General features: G+C 32.1%; 16 protein-coding genes. 2 read left to right on the top strand and 14 right to left on the bottom strand.

Annotated elements, in window-relative coordinates; all coding sequences use genetic code 11:
* The first annotated feature begins 1 nt into the window (after position 1).
* Positions 2-262, top strand: coding sequence for a DUF6952 family protein (locus ACFS5J_RS00345; protein ID WP_379809903.1), 261 nt, complete (start codon positions 2-4; stop codon positions 260-262).
* Between the two features lie 39 nt (positions 263-301).
* Here ACFS5J_RS00345 and ACFS5J_RS00340 read toward each other — a convergent pair whose 3' ends face one another.
* The 13 genes from ACFS5J_RS00340 to ACFS5J_RS00280 form a co-directional block, all read right to left on the bottom strand.
* Positions 302-919, bottom strand: coding sequence for a hypothetical protein (locus tag ACFS5J_RS00340; RefSeq protein ID WP_379809902.1), 618 nt, complete (start codon positions 917-919; stop codon positions 302-304).
* Between the two features lie 36 nt (positions 920-955).
* Positions 956-1621 (bottom strand): MIP/aquaporin family protein, encoded by a 666-nt coding sequence (locus ACFS5J_RS00335; RefSeq protein WP_379809901.1) that lies wholly within the window; start codon positions 1619-1621, stop codon positions 956-958.
* A gap of 1 nt (position 1622) precedes the next feature.
* Positions 1623-2231: an arsenate-mycothiol transferase ArsC gene (locus tag ACFS5J_RS00330; RefSeq protein WP_379809900.1), complete on the bottom strand. Its 609-nt coding sequence runs from the start codon at positions 2229-2231 to the stop codon at positions 1623-1625.
* Positions 2232-2849 (bottom strand): class I SAM-dependent methyltransferase, encoded by a 618-nt coding sequence (locus ACFS5J_RS00325; RefSeq protein ID WP_379809899.1) that lies wholly within the window; start codon positions 2847-2849, stop codon positions 2232-2234.
* 1 nt (position 2850) lies between these two features.
* A complete protein-coding gene (locus ACFS5J_RS00320) occupies positions 2851-3324 on the bottom strand; it encodes a DUF6428 family protein (RefSeq protein WP_379809898.1) in 474 nt (157 codons plus the stop codon).
* Positions 3325-3335: 11 nt separating this feature from the next.
* Positions 3336-3659: an ArsR/SmtB family transcription factor gene (locus ACFS5J_RS00315; protein ID WP_379809897.1), complete on the bottom strand. Its 324-nt coding sequence runs from the start codon at positions 3657-3659 to the stop codon at positions 3336-3338.
* 111 nt (positions 3660-3770) lie between these two features.
* Positions 3771-5540, bottom strand: a complete 1770-nt coding sequence (gene rpsA, locus ACFS5J_RS00310; RefSeq protein ID WP_379809896.1) for a 30S ribosomal protein S1 — start codon at positions 5538-5540, stop codon at positions 3771-3773.
* A 243-nt stretch (positions 5541-5783) separates the two neighbouring features.
* Positions 5784-6473, bottom strand: a complete 690-nt coding sequence (cmk, locus tag ACFS5J_RS00305; protein ID WP_379809895.1) for a (d)CMP kinase — start codon at positions 6471-6473, stop codon at positions 5784-5786.
* Between the two features lie 2 nt (positions 6474-6475).
* Entirely contained in the window at positions 6476-7495 is a 1020-nt protein-coding gene (gene porQ / locus ACFS5J_RS00300) for a type IX secretion system protein PorQ (RefSeq protein ID WP_379809894.1), read from the bottom strand.
* Between the two features lie 117 nt (positions 7496-7612).
* A complete protein-coding gene (gene lon / locus ACFS5J_RS00295; RefSeq protein WP_379809893.1) occupies positions 7613-10066 on the bottom strand; it encodes an endopeptidase La in 2454 nt (817 codons plus the stop codon).
* A gap of 193 nt (positions 10067-10259) precedes the next feature.
* The gene (locus ACFS5J_RS00290; RefSeq protein ID WP_379809892.1) at positions 10260-10985 is read right to left on the bottom strand and encodes a hypothetical protein; all 726 of its coding nucleotides are present in this window, start codon (positions 10983-10985) and stop codon (positions 10260-10262) included.
* A gap of 38 nt (positions 10986-11023) precedes the next feature.
* Complete coding sequence (locus tag ACFS5J_RS00285) at positions 11024-12313, bottom strand: MFS transporter (protein ID WP_379809891.1); 1290 nt, start codon at positions 12311-12313, stop codon at positions 11024-11026.
* A 60-nt stretch (positions 12314-12373) separates the two neighbouring features.
* A complete protein-coding gene (locus tag ACFS5J_RS00280) occupies positions 12374-13192 on the bottom strand; it encodes a M48 family metallopeptidase (RefSeq protein WP_379809890.1) in 819 nt (272 codons plus the stop codon).
* A gap of 126 nt (positions 13193-13318) precedes the next feature.
* On the opposite strand from ACFS5J_RS00280, the gene ACFS5J_RS00275 reads away from it, so the two are divergent.
* Entirely contained in the window at positions 13319-14176 is an 858-nt protein-coding gene (locus ACFS5J_RS00275) for an alpha/beta hydrolase (protein WP_379809889.1), read from the top strand.
* 1 nt (position 14177) lies between these two features.
* Here the strand turns inward: ACFS5J_RS00275 and ACFS5J_RS00270 are convergent, their stop codons facing one another.
* Positions 14178-15392, bottom strand: a complete 1215-nt coding sequence (locus ACFS5J_RS00270) for a 3-oxoacyl-[acyl-carrier-protein] synthase III C-terminal domain-containing protein (RefSeq protein WP_379809888.1) — start codon at positions 15390-15392, stop codon at positions 14178-14180.
* Positions 15393-15687 lie beyond the last annotated feature (295 nt).

The raw sequence follows: 15687 nt of genomic DNA, 5'->3' as shown, positions 1-15687 counted from the left end.
TATGAAATTACCTGTAATCAAACAATTAACACAATTTATTGAGGATAATGACCAAGATTACTTGGTAGAAACCATAGAAGTTTTGGAAAACCTAACAGAAATTCCTTCTTTAAAAGACGAAGAACTTGATGTTATTGGTGAATTAATTTCAAATATGTATGGCGCATTAGAAGTACACAAATCAATTCAAGGTGGTGCTGATAAAAAAACTGCTTTAAATGATTTTATGAAACGCGTACTAGGCTCAATAGATAAAGAATAAAAAAGCTCTCAAATTTATGAGAGCTTTTTTTATTTGAACTTAATCACAATGTTGTGTATAAAACAATCCGATTTCTTTTATATCTGCTTCTTTTAATTCTTTTTCATCCAATTTATTTACCAATGCTTCACAACCTGCAAAACATTCTTTTGCCATCTTTTTAAATTTTTTCATTGAATAAGAACTATAAATTAAATCTAATTTTGATGTGGTTTTAAATAAACTATAGTATTCATTATAACTTGATACTAAACTTCCATTATATGTTGGACCATGTCCTGTTGGTACACCCGAACTAAATCCTCCTACTTGCGCCCCTGTTCTTGAAAAATTCAAATTACCATAAATCTCTATTTTATCACTTGAATAGATAACCCCCATTAACTTGTACTTATCGTTAACCAATACACTTTTAAAAAGTACATTTTCTGTAGTTTTCGATTTTTTATCAAAAACAGAAAAATCTACTTTCTCTACCTCGTCAAATTCAAATTTTAACTTTTCATTATTTTGTTTTACAGCAAGTTTTCTCTCAACTCTTGCTAAACCATTTAAAACTTTGCCATTTTTTAATGTAATTGTTGCCTCTTGAAATTTAACATATTGAGTATGTCCAGCTAATGCAAAAAATAAAAATAAAAATGTAATTTTTTTCATATCCTTTTTTTAAAGGCAGCAAATTTAACATAAATATTATTTAAGAATTGCTTTTATATTAGAAAAACTTACAGCTTTTACTAGAATCAAAGCCATCAACATTCCTAAAATAGGTGCTAAAAAATAAAGCCAAAGTACACTTGTGTTTCCTGAAACTAAAGCAGGTCCAAAGCTTCTTGCTGGATTCATTGATGCTCCACAAATATACCCCGCCAACCATGCTTCTAAAAAAACTGTAAAACCAATTAAAAAAGGAGCATATTTTTTTATTTTTTCTATTGTAGTGGAAATTAAAATAACCAACATTAATACTAAACTTAAAAAAAACTCATAAATAAAAGCTTCTTCCCAAGTAGCTCTAGGTAAAGTACTCCCCAATTTAACATTTTCGGGAAATAAAAAGTGTAAAACAAAACTTGCCAATAAAGCTCCTAGCAATTGCAATCCAATAAACACTATACCCTTATTAAAAGTTAATTTTCGATCAGTAAACATCACAAATGTAACGGCTGGATTAATATGACAATCTGAATACTTACCCAAAATTTGAATCAATAACCAAACAATTCCACCAAAAGCCAGGCCGATTCCAAAATCATCAAAATAATCAAATTCTTGACTAATGATTATAGAACCTGTACCCACTAAAACAAGTAAAAATGTACCCAAAAATTCAACAAAAAAATTTAATCTCTTTATCATATTATTTTATTTGAGAAAAAACATAAAACATCTCAGCTGCAATTTGTAAACTGCGCTCTTCATATTTGGCATTCATAAGCTCAGTACCATCAAATGCTTTCGGATCTTCATAACGTATTGGTAAGCGTATCTCCGAACCCGCTACAAATGGACATCCCTCATCTGCCGATGAACAAGTCATTATTGCCGCAAACTTTGAATTTGGATTAAAGACATCGTCAAATGTTTTTGAAAAACAAATTAACGGATGCTCGCATTCATCATATTTAACAGCGTATATTGGATTTGCGGCATCGCTTATTCTAAAAATTTCAAATCCTTGTTCATTCAAAGTCTCACCTACTTTTGGAAACATTGCAGTAACTTCAGTCCCACCAGAATAACAAAAAACATTTGTTACATTAAAATGAAATGCCATTGTTTGTGCCCAAATTTGCCCTAAATGACTTCTTCTAGAATTGTGGGTACAAATAAAGTTTAAACGAATTTCTTCATTCAAGTCTTTTTTGTTTTGAATATAATCTACTAAAGCATCTAATATACTTTTGCGCTCTTGTTCAATTGGTAGATTTGATACATTACCAATTGTCTCGTTTAATTTTAGATACATTTATCGTTTTCTATAATGACAAAAAATAAAATTTTGAATAGTATCAAAAGGTGTTTGATGATCTTCGGTAAAACAGTTTTCAAGTTCAAAATCATCACTAAAAATAGTTTCCATTTTTTCAACAGAATATTGCGTAATATCAAGACCACTACATTTTATTGGTCCCTCTTCTGAAAAAGTTCCTAAAACAAAATGACCATTGCTTTTTAATGAAGCTAAAACATTTTCTTTATACCTTTGAATATCCTTTTCTTCTGTTAGAAAGTGAAATGAAGCTCTATCATGCCATACATCAAATAGTTCTGATGAAGTAAAATTTAAACTATCCGAAACAATAAAAGTTACGTTTTCAGCTTTATCACCTAATCGCTTTTTGGCACGATTAATAGCATTATTCGAAATATCTAATAAATATAAATTCGTATAACCCTGATCCAATAAACTATCAATTAGATAGCTATCACCACCGCCTATGTCAATTATTTTAGCATCTTTGGCTACTCTGCACGATTGTACTAATTGTATAGACGTTTCCGGTTTCTCCTGAAACCAACTTACTTCATTTTCTGCTTTTGTTGCAAAAACGTTTTCCCAATGTGCTACTTTTTGATTTTCCATATTAACAACATCCCGAATTAGGTGTACAATTATTATTTTTCACTTTCCATTCCCCTATTTTAACCTTAGGTTTTTCCTGTGGAACTCCACATTTATCTTTTGCTAAGCAATCGGTTAACTTTGAAATTAAAAGAAAATGCTTTCCATCAAACTCTAAATCGAATTTCCCTATCGTTGAAGCCATTTGGTATTCTACTTCTATTTCTAAATCGGGAATTTGAAGTTTTTCTATTGATAAATCAATAATGTGAATCAATTTTTCTGGATGCAAACTATGATCGTAATCATTTGCTTCCCAAAGTTGGAAATTCACTACTTCTTCCTTTCTAATAGTTCCACCACAATCGATAAAATTTTTAGTTATCATTCCTACTTCAGTGACATGGAAATGACCTGGTACAAAATCGCCATTTGGCAATTGAAACACTATGGTTTCTAAATTTTGTAAAATTGCTTTAATTGCTGATACTTTCATTTTCGTTTTATTTAACAACATTTATTTTTCAATTGAACTGAAATTGTCTTGAAATAAGTCTCAATTACAGCTATAGTTTCTGGATTCAAACAATAACATATAGCAGTTCCTTCTATAGTACCTTTAATAATATTTGCATTTTTTAATTCTTTTAAATGCTGTGAAATGGTAGGCTGTGCCAATGGCAATTCATTTACGATATCTCCACAAATACAAGAATCGACTTGCAATAAAAATTGAATAATAGCAATACGAGCCGGATGTGACATTGCTTTAAACAATGAAGCTAACTTATTTTGCTCGTCTGTAAAAAAATCTGATTTTGATGCTCCCATAAACAAATTACTATATTGCAATATTACGATATAATAATTTACAAAAAAAATAATTCAAAAAAAAAGTCTCGATATAAATCGAGACTTTAATTATTTATAAGAAATTAGAGATTATTTTTCTCCTTTTTCCATTTTAGCTTTTAATTCAGCTAATGCATCGATATCTCCTAAAGTAGATTTCTCAACATTATTGTTTGAAGAAGTTACATTAGCAGATGCTTCTTTAGCAACTTTTTCTTCTTCTTCACGGAAAATTGCAGTATGAGAAGCTACAACTCTTTTGAATTCTTTATTGAACTCAATTACTTTGAAATCTGCAGATTCACCTTTTTTCAATTTCTTACCATCTTCTTTTTCTAAGTGACGAGTAGGAATGAAAGCAACGATATCATCACCAAATTCTACTGTAGCACCTTTATCAACGATTTCAGAAATTTCACCATTGTGGATAGTACCTACTGCGAAAGCATCTTCGTATTTATCCCATGGATTAGCTGTAGTTTGTTTGTGACCTAAAGATAATTTACGTCCTTCAACATCTAATTCTAATACAACAACATCTAAGTTATCACCAACATTTACAAATTCTGATGGGTGTTTGATTTTCTTAGTCCAAGACAAGTCAGAAATATATACTAAACCATCAATACCTTCTTCTAATTCAACGAAGATACCAAAGTTTGTAAAGTTTCTAACGATACCTGTATGCTTAGAACCTACTGGGTATTTAGAAGTAATATCAGTCCAAGGATCTTGTGTTAATTGTTTGATACCTAAAGACATTTTACGCTCATCTCTATCTAAAGTTAAGATAACCGCTTCAACTTCATCTCCAATTTTCATGAAATCTTGAGCACTTCTTAAGTGAGTTGACCAAGACATTTCAGAAACGTGGATTAAACCTTCAACACCTTCTGCAACTTCGATGAAAGCACCGTAATCAGCTAAAACAACTACTTTACCTTTCACTTTATCACCAACAGCTAAGTTAGCATCTAAAGCATCCCATGGATGAGCGTTTAATTGTTTTAAACCTAATTGGATTCTTGTTTTCTCATCATCGAAATCAAGGATAACAACGTTTAATTTTTGATCTAATTCTAATACTTCGCTTGGGTGATTGATACGAGACCAAGATAAGTCAGTAATGTGGATTAATCCATCAACACCACCTAAGTCAATAAACACACCGTAAGAAGTAATGTTTTTAACAACACCTTCTAATACTTGTCCTTTTTCTAATTGACCGATGATTTCTTTCTTTTGTTCTTCGATATCAGCCTCGATAAGCGCTTTGTGAGAAACTACTACGTTTTTGAACTCATGGTTGATTTTCACAACTTTGAATTCCATAGTTTTGTTTACGTATTGATCGTAATCACGGATTGGTTTCACATCAATTTGAGAACCTGGTAAGAATGCTTCGATTCCGAAAACATCAACGATCATACCACCTTTAGTTCTACATTTAACGAAACCGTTTACGATTTCACCAGACTCATGAGCAGCAATCACACGATCCCATGCTTTGATAGTTCTAGCTTTTCTGTGAGACAATACTAATTGTCCTGTTTTATCTTCACGAACGTCGATAAGTACTTCTACTTTATCACCAACTTTTAAGTTAGGATTGTAACGGAATTCGTTTAAAGAAATAACACCTTCTGATTTAGCATTGATATCAACGATAGCGTCTCTATCTGTAATTCTTACTACAATACCTTCTACAACATCTTGATCATCAGTAGATACAAAAGTTTTAGATACTAAATCTTCAAATTCTTGTAAGTTTTTTTCATCTACTGCATCAATTCCTTCTTCGTAATTGTGCCAGTTAAAATTTGCTAAAAACTCTTCTTGTGTTTTGTTAATTTCAGACATGCTGATTAAAAAATTTGTATGCTGCGTCTTTAATGAGTTTCAATGCAGTTTAAAAACAACAACAGTATTTTACATAAATAATTGATACCTAAAGGAAACTCTTCTCTGCCAAAAGGTGCGCAAAGGTAACACTATTTTTCTGATTTGCAAAAACTTATTATTCTTTTTACATACAACTAAACATTTCTAAACCATAAAGATAAATGGCAAGAAGAATAAAACGAAATGCCTAATAACAAGGGTTTAATTTTTCAATTTATCATGCACCAATTGAAGAACCAATTGAAACTGTTCCTCTTTTGACAACGTTGAATTGTCCAATACAACAGCATCTTCAGCTTTAACTAATGGTGAATCTATTCTGTGTGTATCAATATAATCGCGTTTTTCAACATTTTCAAGTACTTCTTCAAATGTTACACGTTGTCCTTTTTCTACCAATTCCTCAAAACGTCTTTGCGCACGAGTACGAGACGATGCTGTCATGAAAATTTTCAATTCAGCATCTGGAAACACCACAGTACCAATATCACGACCATCCATAACAACTGCTTTTTCTTTTCCCATTTCTTGTTGTTGTTCTACTAGTTTGGAACGCACTTCTGAAATTTCTGCAATACGACTTACATTTTGTGACACACTTAGGGAGCGTATTTCGTTTTCAACATTATTCCCATTTAGATACATCTCAGCAAATCCTAAACTTGGATTAAATTGAAAATGCAACTTTATATTAACTAAACTTTTAACAATTTGATCCTTAGCAATTTCCACCTCTGATATCCAATTATTTTGCATGGCGAAAAAAGCAACTGCTCTATACATAGCTCCTGTATCAACATATACATAACCTAATGCTTTAGCTAATTGTTTCGCTAAAGTACTCTTTCCTGTTGAGGAAAAACCATCTATGGCTATTGTAATTTTTTTCACTCTTATTGTAAATTAATCATTAAACCAAATAGACTTGTATTGGCAGCAAGGGTATATCTTGAATACGAATAATCGAAACGAATTCTACCGACTCTAAGTCCAACTCCCAAAGAAAGTCCTGAAAAATTTCTTTGATCTACAATACGTAACTCTTCACCCCTTCTAAAATTATATCCCAATCGTATATTGAATCCTTTTTCCGGAAATAATTCAGCCCCCAATATCAAGTGACGCAATGCATTATTAAAAAAAGACACCTTCTCTTCTATTGTTTCACCTTCAAGAGTTGTCTCTGCACGATTCGGGTTTGAAAAGGCAATATTCCACTGTTGCAAATTTTCCAAAGTAATATGCCAACGAATAGGCACATTCTCCATTAATTGTGAAACACCCGCATCTATAGACAAAGGCAAGCGTTCATTGGTATCAGCATAAGGTTTGATTTGAAAACCAAGATTACGAATCGAAAGTCCGTAATTTATATCATTATCTTCATCGATATACAAAAGACCTAAATCTGTTGCAGCACCCCATGAATTATACGTTTCAAGAGTAGAAGAAATCAATTTTACGTTGGCTCCCACATAAAAATCTGTCCAAGGCAAATTATAAGCATATCCCAAAGACACTGCAGTTTCACTTCCAGTGAAATCAGATGTCAAATTACCAACTTCATCTCTCCCTTCAAAAGTTCCGTAGTTAATATAACTCACACCCGCATGAAAGGTTTGTAAATGTTGATCCCAAGTGTAGGCATATGCAGCAGTACCATAAGAAATTTCACCGTAAAAATTACCATAACTAACCCCTAGTTGGTTGTGCATTTTTCCATTTATGGTTGCTGGGTTATAAATTGCTTGATTCACATCGTAATCGACATTCGTAACCGTTTTCCCACCAAGTGCTGCTTGACGTGGTGATTGTACTAAGTTCAAGAATTGATACACATACTTACCTCCGATTTGGCCATTTACAGCCGAACATAGAAGGAGCACAAATAAACAGATAAATTTTCTTAGCATTTTTTTAGGTATCATTTCTATAACGCAAGTGCGAAGATAAAATTATAAGCTTTATATAAAAAACAAATTCCGACTAATTTAATTAATCGGAATTGAATTCTATACTTTGTAATACGATTATTTTAAACTCTTAGCGTTTTTTGCTTTTTGATTGGTAACCGCAATAGCCAAAACTTCTGACATAGTTTCAACATAATGAAACGTAACTCCTTTTAAATATTCCGGATTAATTTCATCAATGTCTCGCTTATTTTCAGCACACAATATAATCTCTTTAATATTTGCACGTTTAGCTGCAAGAATTTTTTCTTTAATACCTCCTACTGGTAACACTTTTCCTCTTAAAGTAATCTCTCCTGTCATTGCTAAGTTTTTCTTTACTTTCTTCTGTGTAAAACTCGACACTATAGAAGTCAACATAGCAATACCCGCACTAGGGCCGTCTTTCGGAGTTGCTCCTTCAGGAACATGAATATGAATATTATAATTACTCAATACTTCTGATGGAATGCCCAACTCCTCATTATGCGACTTAATATACTCCAAAGCAATAGTGACCGATTCTTTCATAACAGTACCCAAATTCCCTGTCATGGTCATTGTTCCTTTACCTTTTGAAATAGACGATTCAATAAACAAAATATCACCACCAACAGATGTCCAAGCAAGTCCTGTTACAACACCTGCTGTATCATTATTCTCATATTTATCACGCTCTAATCGAGGCGCCTTTAAAACAGCAATGATATCTTCATCCGTAACCTTCACGTTATACTCCTCTTCCATTGCAATTGATTTTGCAGCATGACGAACCATTTGTGCTATTTTCTTTTCTAGTCCACGCACACCTGATTCTCTCGTATAACCTGCTACAATTTTTTCTAATTGCTTTTTACCAATTTGAAGGTCTTTCTCTTGTAATCCATGCTCTTTTAATTGCTTCGGTAATAAATGCTTTTTCGCAATCTCAATCTTTTCTTCAATAGTATAACCGGACATGTTGATAATCTCCATTCTATCACGTAATGCTGGTTGAATAGTTGACAAACTATTTGAAGTAGCAATAAACATAACTTTAGACAAGTCGAAACCAATTTCTAAGAAATTATCATGAAACTCATTATTTTGTTCTGGATCCAAAACTTCCAATAACGCAGATGAAGGGTCACCCGTATGACTAGTTGACAACTTATCTATTTCATCTAAAACAAAAACGGGATTAGCCGTTTTCGCTTTTTTCAAACTCTGTATAATACGTCCAGGCATAGCCCCAATATATGTTTTTCTATGTCCGCGGATTTCCGCTTCATCACGCAAACCACCTAAAGAAATACGCACATACTCTCTACCCAATGCTTCAGCTATAGAACGTCCAATTGATGTTTTACCAACTCCTGGAGGTCCGTATAAACAGATAATTGGTGATTTCATATCGTTACGTAACTTTAACACCGCCAAATGTTCAATGATACGTTTTTTAACATCCTCAAGTCCAAAATGATCTTTATCTAAAACTTTTTGAGCATGTTTTAAATCGAAATTATCTTTTGTAAATTCATTCCAAGGCAACTCTAAAAATAATTCTAAATAGTTACGTTGGATACCGAAATCTGGTGAATTTGGATTTGTACGCTGTAATTTTGAAAGCTCTTTTTCAAAATGTGTAGCAGTTTTCTCATCCCATTTTTTAGCTGTAGCTTTTTCACGCATTTCATCTATTTCAGCTTCATGTGAAACTCCACCCAATTCTTCTTGAATAGTTTTCATTTGTTGCTGTAAGAAATACTCGCGTTGTTGCTGATCCAAATCAAAACGAACTTTAGATTGAATGTCATTTTTCAATTCTAATTTTTGCAATTCCAAATTCATGAAACGCAATGTTTCTAAAGCCCTATCTCTCAAATTGTTAATTGACAATAAGCCTTGTTTATCAACAACCGAAAGATTCATGTTGGATGAAACAAAGTTGATTAAGAACGGATTGCTTTCAATATTCTTAATCGCAAAAGTTGCTTCAGTTGGAATATTTGGACTTTCTTTTATTATCTGAATAGCCAATTCCTTAATCGACTCTACAATCGTTTTAAACTCATTATCGGTTTGATCAGGACGTTCTTCTGGAACTTCTTTTATAGTTGCTTTAAAATAAGGTTCTTCCTGTGTAAAAGCATCAATTTCAAAACGCTTTTTTCCTTGTAAAATAACGGTTGTATTACCATCAGGCATTTTCAAAACTTTGATAATCTGCGCAACAGTACCAATATGATAAATATCTGCAGGTGTAGGCTCTTCAACCGATTCGTCGATTTGAGAAACTACTCCAATTACTTTCCCTGCAGCATTAGCATCATTTAAAAGTTTTATAGATTTGTCTCTCCCAGCGGTAATAGGAATTACAACGCCTGGAAACAAAACCATATTTCGCAACGGTAATATCGGTAAATCAGCAGGAAGTAATTCATTATTCATCTCTTCCTCATCTTCGGGAGTCAACAATGGAATTAATTCTGCATCAGTATTTATTTCTTGTAGTGACAAATTGTCAAGGGATAAAATTTTATTTTGTGGCATAACAATATAATGGTCATTTTGTCATTAAACATATCAATTCTGGGCGTATACAAAATCTTAAAAAGAACAAAATTACTGACTTACAGCATTTTAAACTAAAAAAACTTACATACTATAGTATAAAAGTCAAGATTTGTGCCATAAAAAAAGCCGAAGTAAATTCTTCGGCTTTTAATTAATATTGTGGTTTGAATTAGTTAAGAATATAATCAACTAATAAAGATTCATAAGTAGCTCCTTGTGAAGATGTAGTTGATTTTATAGGTCCAACATCTTTTGCAAACCAAAAATTAGTAACTGTTACAACATTTTGTCCCGTACCTGTTGTTGTTTGTGTAAACTCAACATGAATCACATCGGTATAAGTTACTCCTGAAACAGCCAAAGTAGTCCCTTTTTCTACAATTTTCCCTATATAAGTTGTATTTAACGTTACTGATGGAAATGTAGGATCACTAAACGAACTAACTTGTTGATAAGAACCATCCCAAGTTTCGTTCACGTTTAAATAATCTTTTAAAGTAATATATTCAAAACCTGTCTGAGTACCTGATAAACCTCCAGCGTTGAATGTAAAATCTTCTACTTTAATATAGTAGTCACCTCCTACTTTTTTAGCGCGTGATGCAACACCTGTTACAGAATTACCTGCCATAGATTGTCCCATTAAACTATCAAAATTAAAATACACTTCACCATTTATGGTTGCTGTTGAAGTCACTTCCATATCAGAAATAGAACCATTTTGTGAAAATGACCATAAATTTCCAACAGCTAAAGGCCAATAATCACCTGTTGAAGCACTAGGTATACCTGTTTGTGTTGCCGCTAATGGATCAATTGGTTCAACATTACATGATGCTAAAGAAAATACAGCAAGAAATACAAATAATGTATTAATAATATTTATTTTTTTCATTTTATAGAGATTTAAGGTTTCAAAAATAATATAATATTTTATTTTTTAGGAACTCTCATCAACAAAATTAAACCAACAACAAAAAACAATGTTAGAAAAACAACAGAATTTCTCATACTACCTGTAATTTGATCTATTACACCGTAAATTAACATTCCTATTACAATTCCTATTTTTTCTGCTACATCATAAAAACTGAAAAATGAAGTGGTATCATTGGTCTCTGGTAAAAACTTAGAATATGTAGAACGCGATAAGGATTGAATTCCTCCCATAACCAATCCAACAAAACTTGCAGTGATATAAAATTCAATTGGTTCTGTTACAAAATAGGCACATACACAAATAACAGCCCAAATAGCATTTATAATTATCAAAGCCTTTATATTACCTAATCTCTCTGATAACTTAGACGTCAAATAAGCACCTAAAACCGCTACTAATTGTATCACTAAAATACTAACGATCAGACCTGTTGTTTTTTCACTATCCGATTTCCAATTAATTTCTTGTTCTCCAAAATAAGTAGCGACCAGCATAACGGTTTGAACTGCCATACTATAAACAAAAAATGCAATTAAATAACGCTTTAGTGTAACTTCTTTAAAAAGTTGTTTTTGCACTTTAAGCAATTCTTTAAAACCATTAAACAAAACGCTCTTATGCATTTTATTGGCATTACTATTTCCTTTTGGTAAATAGTAAAAAGTATACTGACTAAAAAATATCCACCATGCTCCTGTTAAAACAAATGACAAACGCATAGCATGTAAAGCTGCTTCTCCTTCTTTACCTAATATTAAAACAAACAAACAAAAAACCAATAAAAGAACACTTCCTATATAACCTAATGAATATCCTTTAGCACTCAAATCATCTTGCTGCTCTGTAAACGCAATATCTGGTAAATAGGAATTATAAAAAACCAAACTCCCCCAAAAGCCAATTAATCCCGTATAAAAGCATAATATGCCAAAATAAATATTATCCGCAGTAAACCAATACATCCCGATGCAAGATGCTGCTCCCAAATAACAAAAAAACTGCATAAATCTTTTCTTGTTTCCAATAAAATCTGCAACACCCGAAAGTAGAGGTGACAAAAAAGCTACTGTCAAAAAAGCAAAAGCAGTAACAAAACTTATTAAAGCCGTACTTTTAAATTCATATCCTAAAAACTGTATTTGAGAATTTTCTTTAGTAAATAAAAATCCGTAATAAAGAGGAAAAATGGCAGAAGAAATTACCAATGCATATACTGAATTTGCCCAATCGTAAAATGCCCAAGCATTACGTAACTTACTACTACCCTTTGCTAAATTTGCCATAATATAAAATTAAAAAAGTCCCACTACTGTGGGACTTCGAATATATAACTTTTTTATAAATTACTTAAAAGTAATGCCAAATTTAGCTGCTTCCTCTTTAGCTTTTGGTATTAACGATTTAATATTTGCTATACGTGTATCATTACTTGGGTGTGTACTCATAAATTCGGGTGGCGCTTGTCCTCCTGAATTTGCGGCCATTCGTTGCCAAAATGCAATTGCAGTATCCGGATTGTATCCAGCGATTGCCATTAAAGTTAAACCTATCATATCAGCCTCGCTTTCATGACTTCTACTAAAAGGCAACATACCGGCATATTCTGTAGTAGCACCGTAGGCTGTCATAGCTATTTGCTGTGTTTGCTCTGATTTCCCACCTGTTGCAATAGCTACACCTGCGGCACCAGCTTGTTGTAACATACCAGCACTCATTCGTTGTTGACCATGATTAGCAAGAGCATGTGCTACTTCGTGCCCCATAACAGTTGCCATACCAGCATCATCCTTACAAATTGGTAAAATTCCAGTGTAAAAAACAATTTTCCCACCTGGCATACACCAAGCATTTACTTCTTTACTTTCTACTAATTTATATTCCCAAGCATAGCCATCAAGATAATTTGAATACCCGTTAGCATTTAACCATCTTTCAGCTGCCGTTTTAATTTTCATACCCACCGTTTCAACTCGCTTTGCATCTGCAGTACCAGTTACTACCTTATTTTCAGATAAAAATTGATTATATTGTTGAAAAGCTGAAGGTAAAATTTCACTATTTGAAACCAATGCTAAACTACTTTTTCCTGTGAATGGATTTTTAGAACAAGACAAAACCAATCCAAACAATAAAATCGCACCTATTTTAATTTTAACATTCATACGTTATGTGTTTTTTACAAATTTAATTAATAATAAAAGTCAATTCAAAACGGATTGCTTTATTTTTTATGATAATTTTAATGTACTTCTATCTCATTAAAATCTAATTTTGTGTAAATTTTGAAAATGAAAAGACATAAGAAAAATACTTACACAAATACTGTTCCTAAACCTATTATATATACAGCAAAGGTCTTACAATTCATTTCAACAAGTTTAGTTGTTGAATTTGCTAAAAAAATTTTTACAACTCCTATTAAATATAAAATTCCAAAAAGGGAGTTTGAAATGAATAAAAATTCAAATCAATATTATTTAAATATTCCTGCAATTGATAAAAAGATAATGGTCTATGAATTCGGTAGTAGTCCAAAAAAAGTATTATTAGTACACGGTTGGTCAGGAAGAGGAACTCAATTGGTAAAAATTGCAGAAAAATTGTTAGAATTAGGCTATTCTACGGTAAGTTTTGACGCCCCTGCCCACGGAAAATCTGCTGGTAAAAATTCTATTATGTTAGAGTTTATTGAAAGTATTTTGGAAATTGAAAAAAAATACGGCCAATTCGATTTTATAATTGGACATTCATTGGGAGGAATGGCTACTTTAAATGCAATAAAAAGAGGATTCAAAGCGCAAAAGGCTGTAATCATTGCAAGTGGTGATAGTGTAAATGATATACTTAATGATTTTGTAAAAAAACTTAAACTAAAAAAAGAAATTGGCAACAAAATGAGAATGTCATTTGAAAAAAAATTCAACGAACCAATGGAAAGTTATTCTGCATATGTGGCCGCAAAAGATGTGACTATACCAGTATTAGTTATGCACGACTATGACGACGATGATGTTCCTTATACTGCTGCAGAAAACATCCATCAACATTTAGAATCAGGATCATTACTCTTAACAAAAGGATTAGGACATCGCAAAATATTAGGCGATAAATATGTAATTTCTAAAATTGAAGAATTTATTCAATAAATCAATCCACTTTTTCCAAAATCAAACCAGTAGCAGTCAATCCAGGTCCAAAAGCAATAGCAATTACTTTTGTATTAGATTTAATTGATCTATCATTAACGATTTCTGTAAAAACATGGGGTATTGTAGCTGATGACATATTACCTCTTTTTTTCAACACTTCGTATGACCATGCCGCTTGTGAAGGATTAATTTCCAATTCAGCAACTACATAATCAATAATTTTTGGACCTCCTGGGTGAATTGCAAAATATATTGAATCTTTTTCAACATCAAAATCAATATTAATTTTATCACACAAAGTAGTCATAAATGCTTTAATGTTTTTTCTGATGAATACAGGAACACGTTTTGAGAGCGTCATCAAAAAACTATATTCACCCAAATCCCATGTCATATCTTCTAAAGAGTCTGGTATTATAACTTCATGAGCTGCTAAAATTTTTAAACCTGCTTGACGAGATTGCTTTTTAAATATATCAAATGACACTTGATCATAAAGTGAATAACCAATAAATCCATCAGAAAACAACGAACAAATCATCGTATTTGCAGATGAAAATTCAGTCAAATTCAAATGTGCAGAAAGTAGCTCCGTATGTATAATATCAACACGCCCATTTACATCACTTTGACACAAAAGCCCTCTTGCTGTTCGAATAGCTGGAAATGCTCCATAACACCCCATGTGATACGAATGTGTAACTTTAACACTAGCCCAATTGCGATGTACAACAGCTTCCTGTGCCAAACTAGGTGATGAATAACCTGAACAAGTAACATGAATAAGATTTTCAGGCATTTCTGGGGTTAACTCATAAAATTTATCAAAAACAAAACGCAATTTCTGCTTAAACCAATCCATCCTAACCTGAATTTTTGGTCCATAATGACTTCCTGGTATAACCTCAAAACCAACAGGAAATTCATATTTACGGGGATCAGTATCTTTCATTTTATTAGTGATAAAATCTTCTACTTCATCAAAAATCAGAACCTGACGCTGATTAATATTCCCAGATGAAACAGCATAACGATCTACTTGATCGGATACATAATCAAAAGTAATTTTATCATCATCTGATTCATTTGAAATGACTAAAGGATGATTTTGAAAATGATGGTATAAAAACTTTGTGTATTGATTTAATTTTGTTTGTTCAATTAATTTTCCAACCAAAATTGGGTGAAAATTGGAAAGTATAGCAGTTTTCATATTCAAGTTATTTTAAGCTTCATACAAAGTTAGCTAATAAAACATCCTTACATAAATTTAACAACTTGATTTTCAATAAACTATATTTAATTAAAAAAATATTAACACGAAAATCGTCAAAGGGTATAAAATATCTATTAACTGTTAATTCTTAATTATAATCAAAATTATAGCCAAAAGAAAACTTAAACTATCCCCAAAACAAAAAAACCTATCCGATTTGGATAGGGTTTCTAAAAGACTCGATAACTATGCTCAACTGAGCATTTAATCGTAAGAGGAGGAAGTCCGGTAG

It is taken from the genome of Flavobacterium chuncheonense, assembly GCF_042686145.1.
GTDB classification, from domain to species: Bacteria; Bacteroidota; Bacteroidia; order Flavobacteriales; family Flavobacteriaceae; genus Flavobacterium; species Flavobacterium chuncheonense.
The sequence above is the reverse complement of the archived record's forward strand: the minus strand, read 5'-3'. Positions and strand labels throughout refer to the sequence as shown.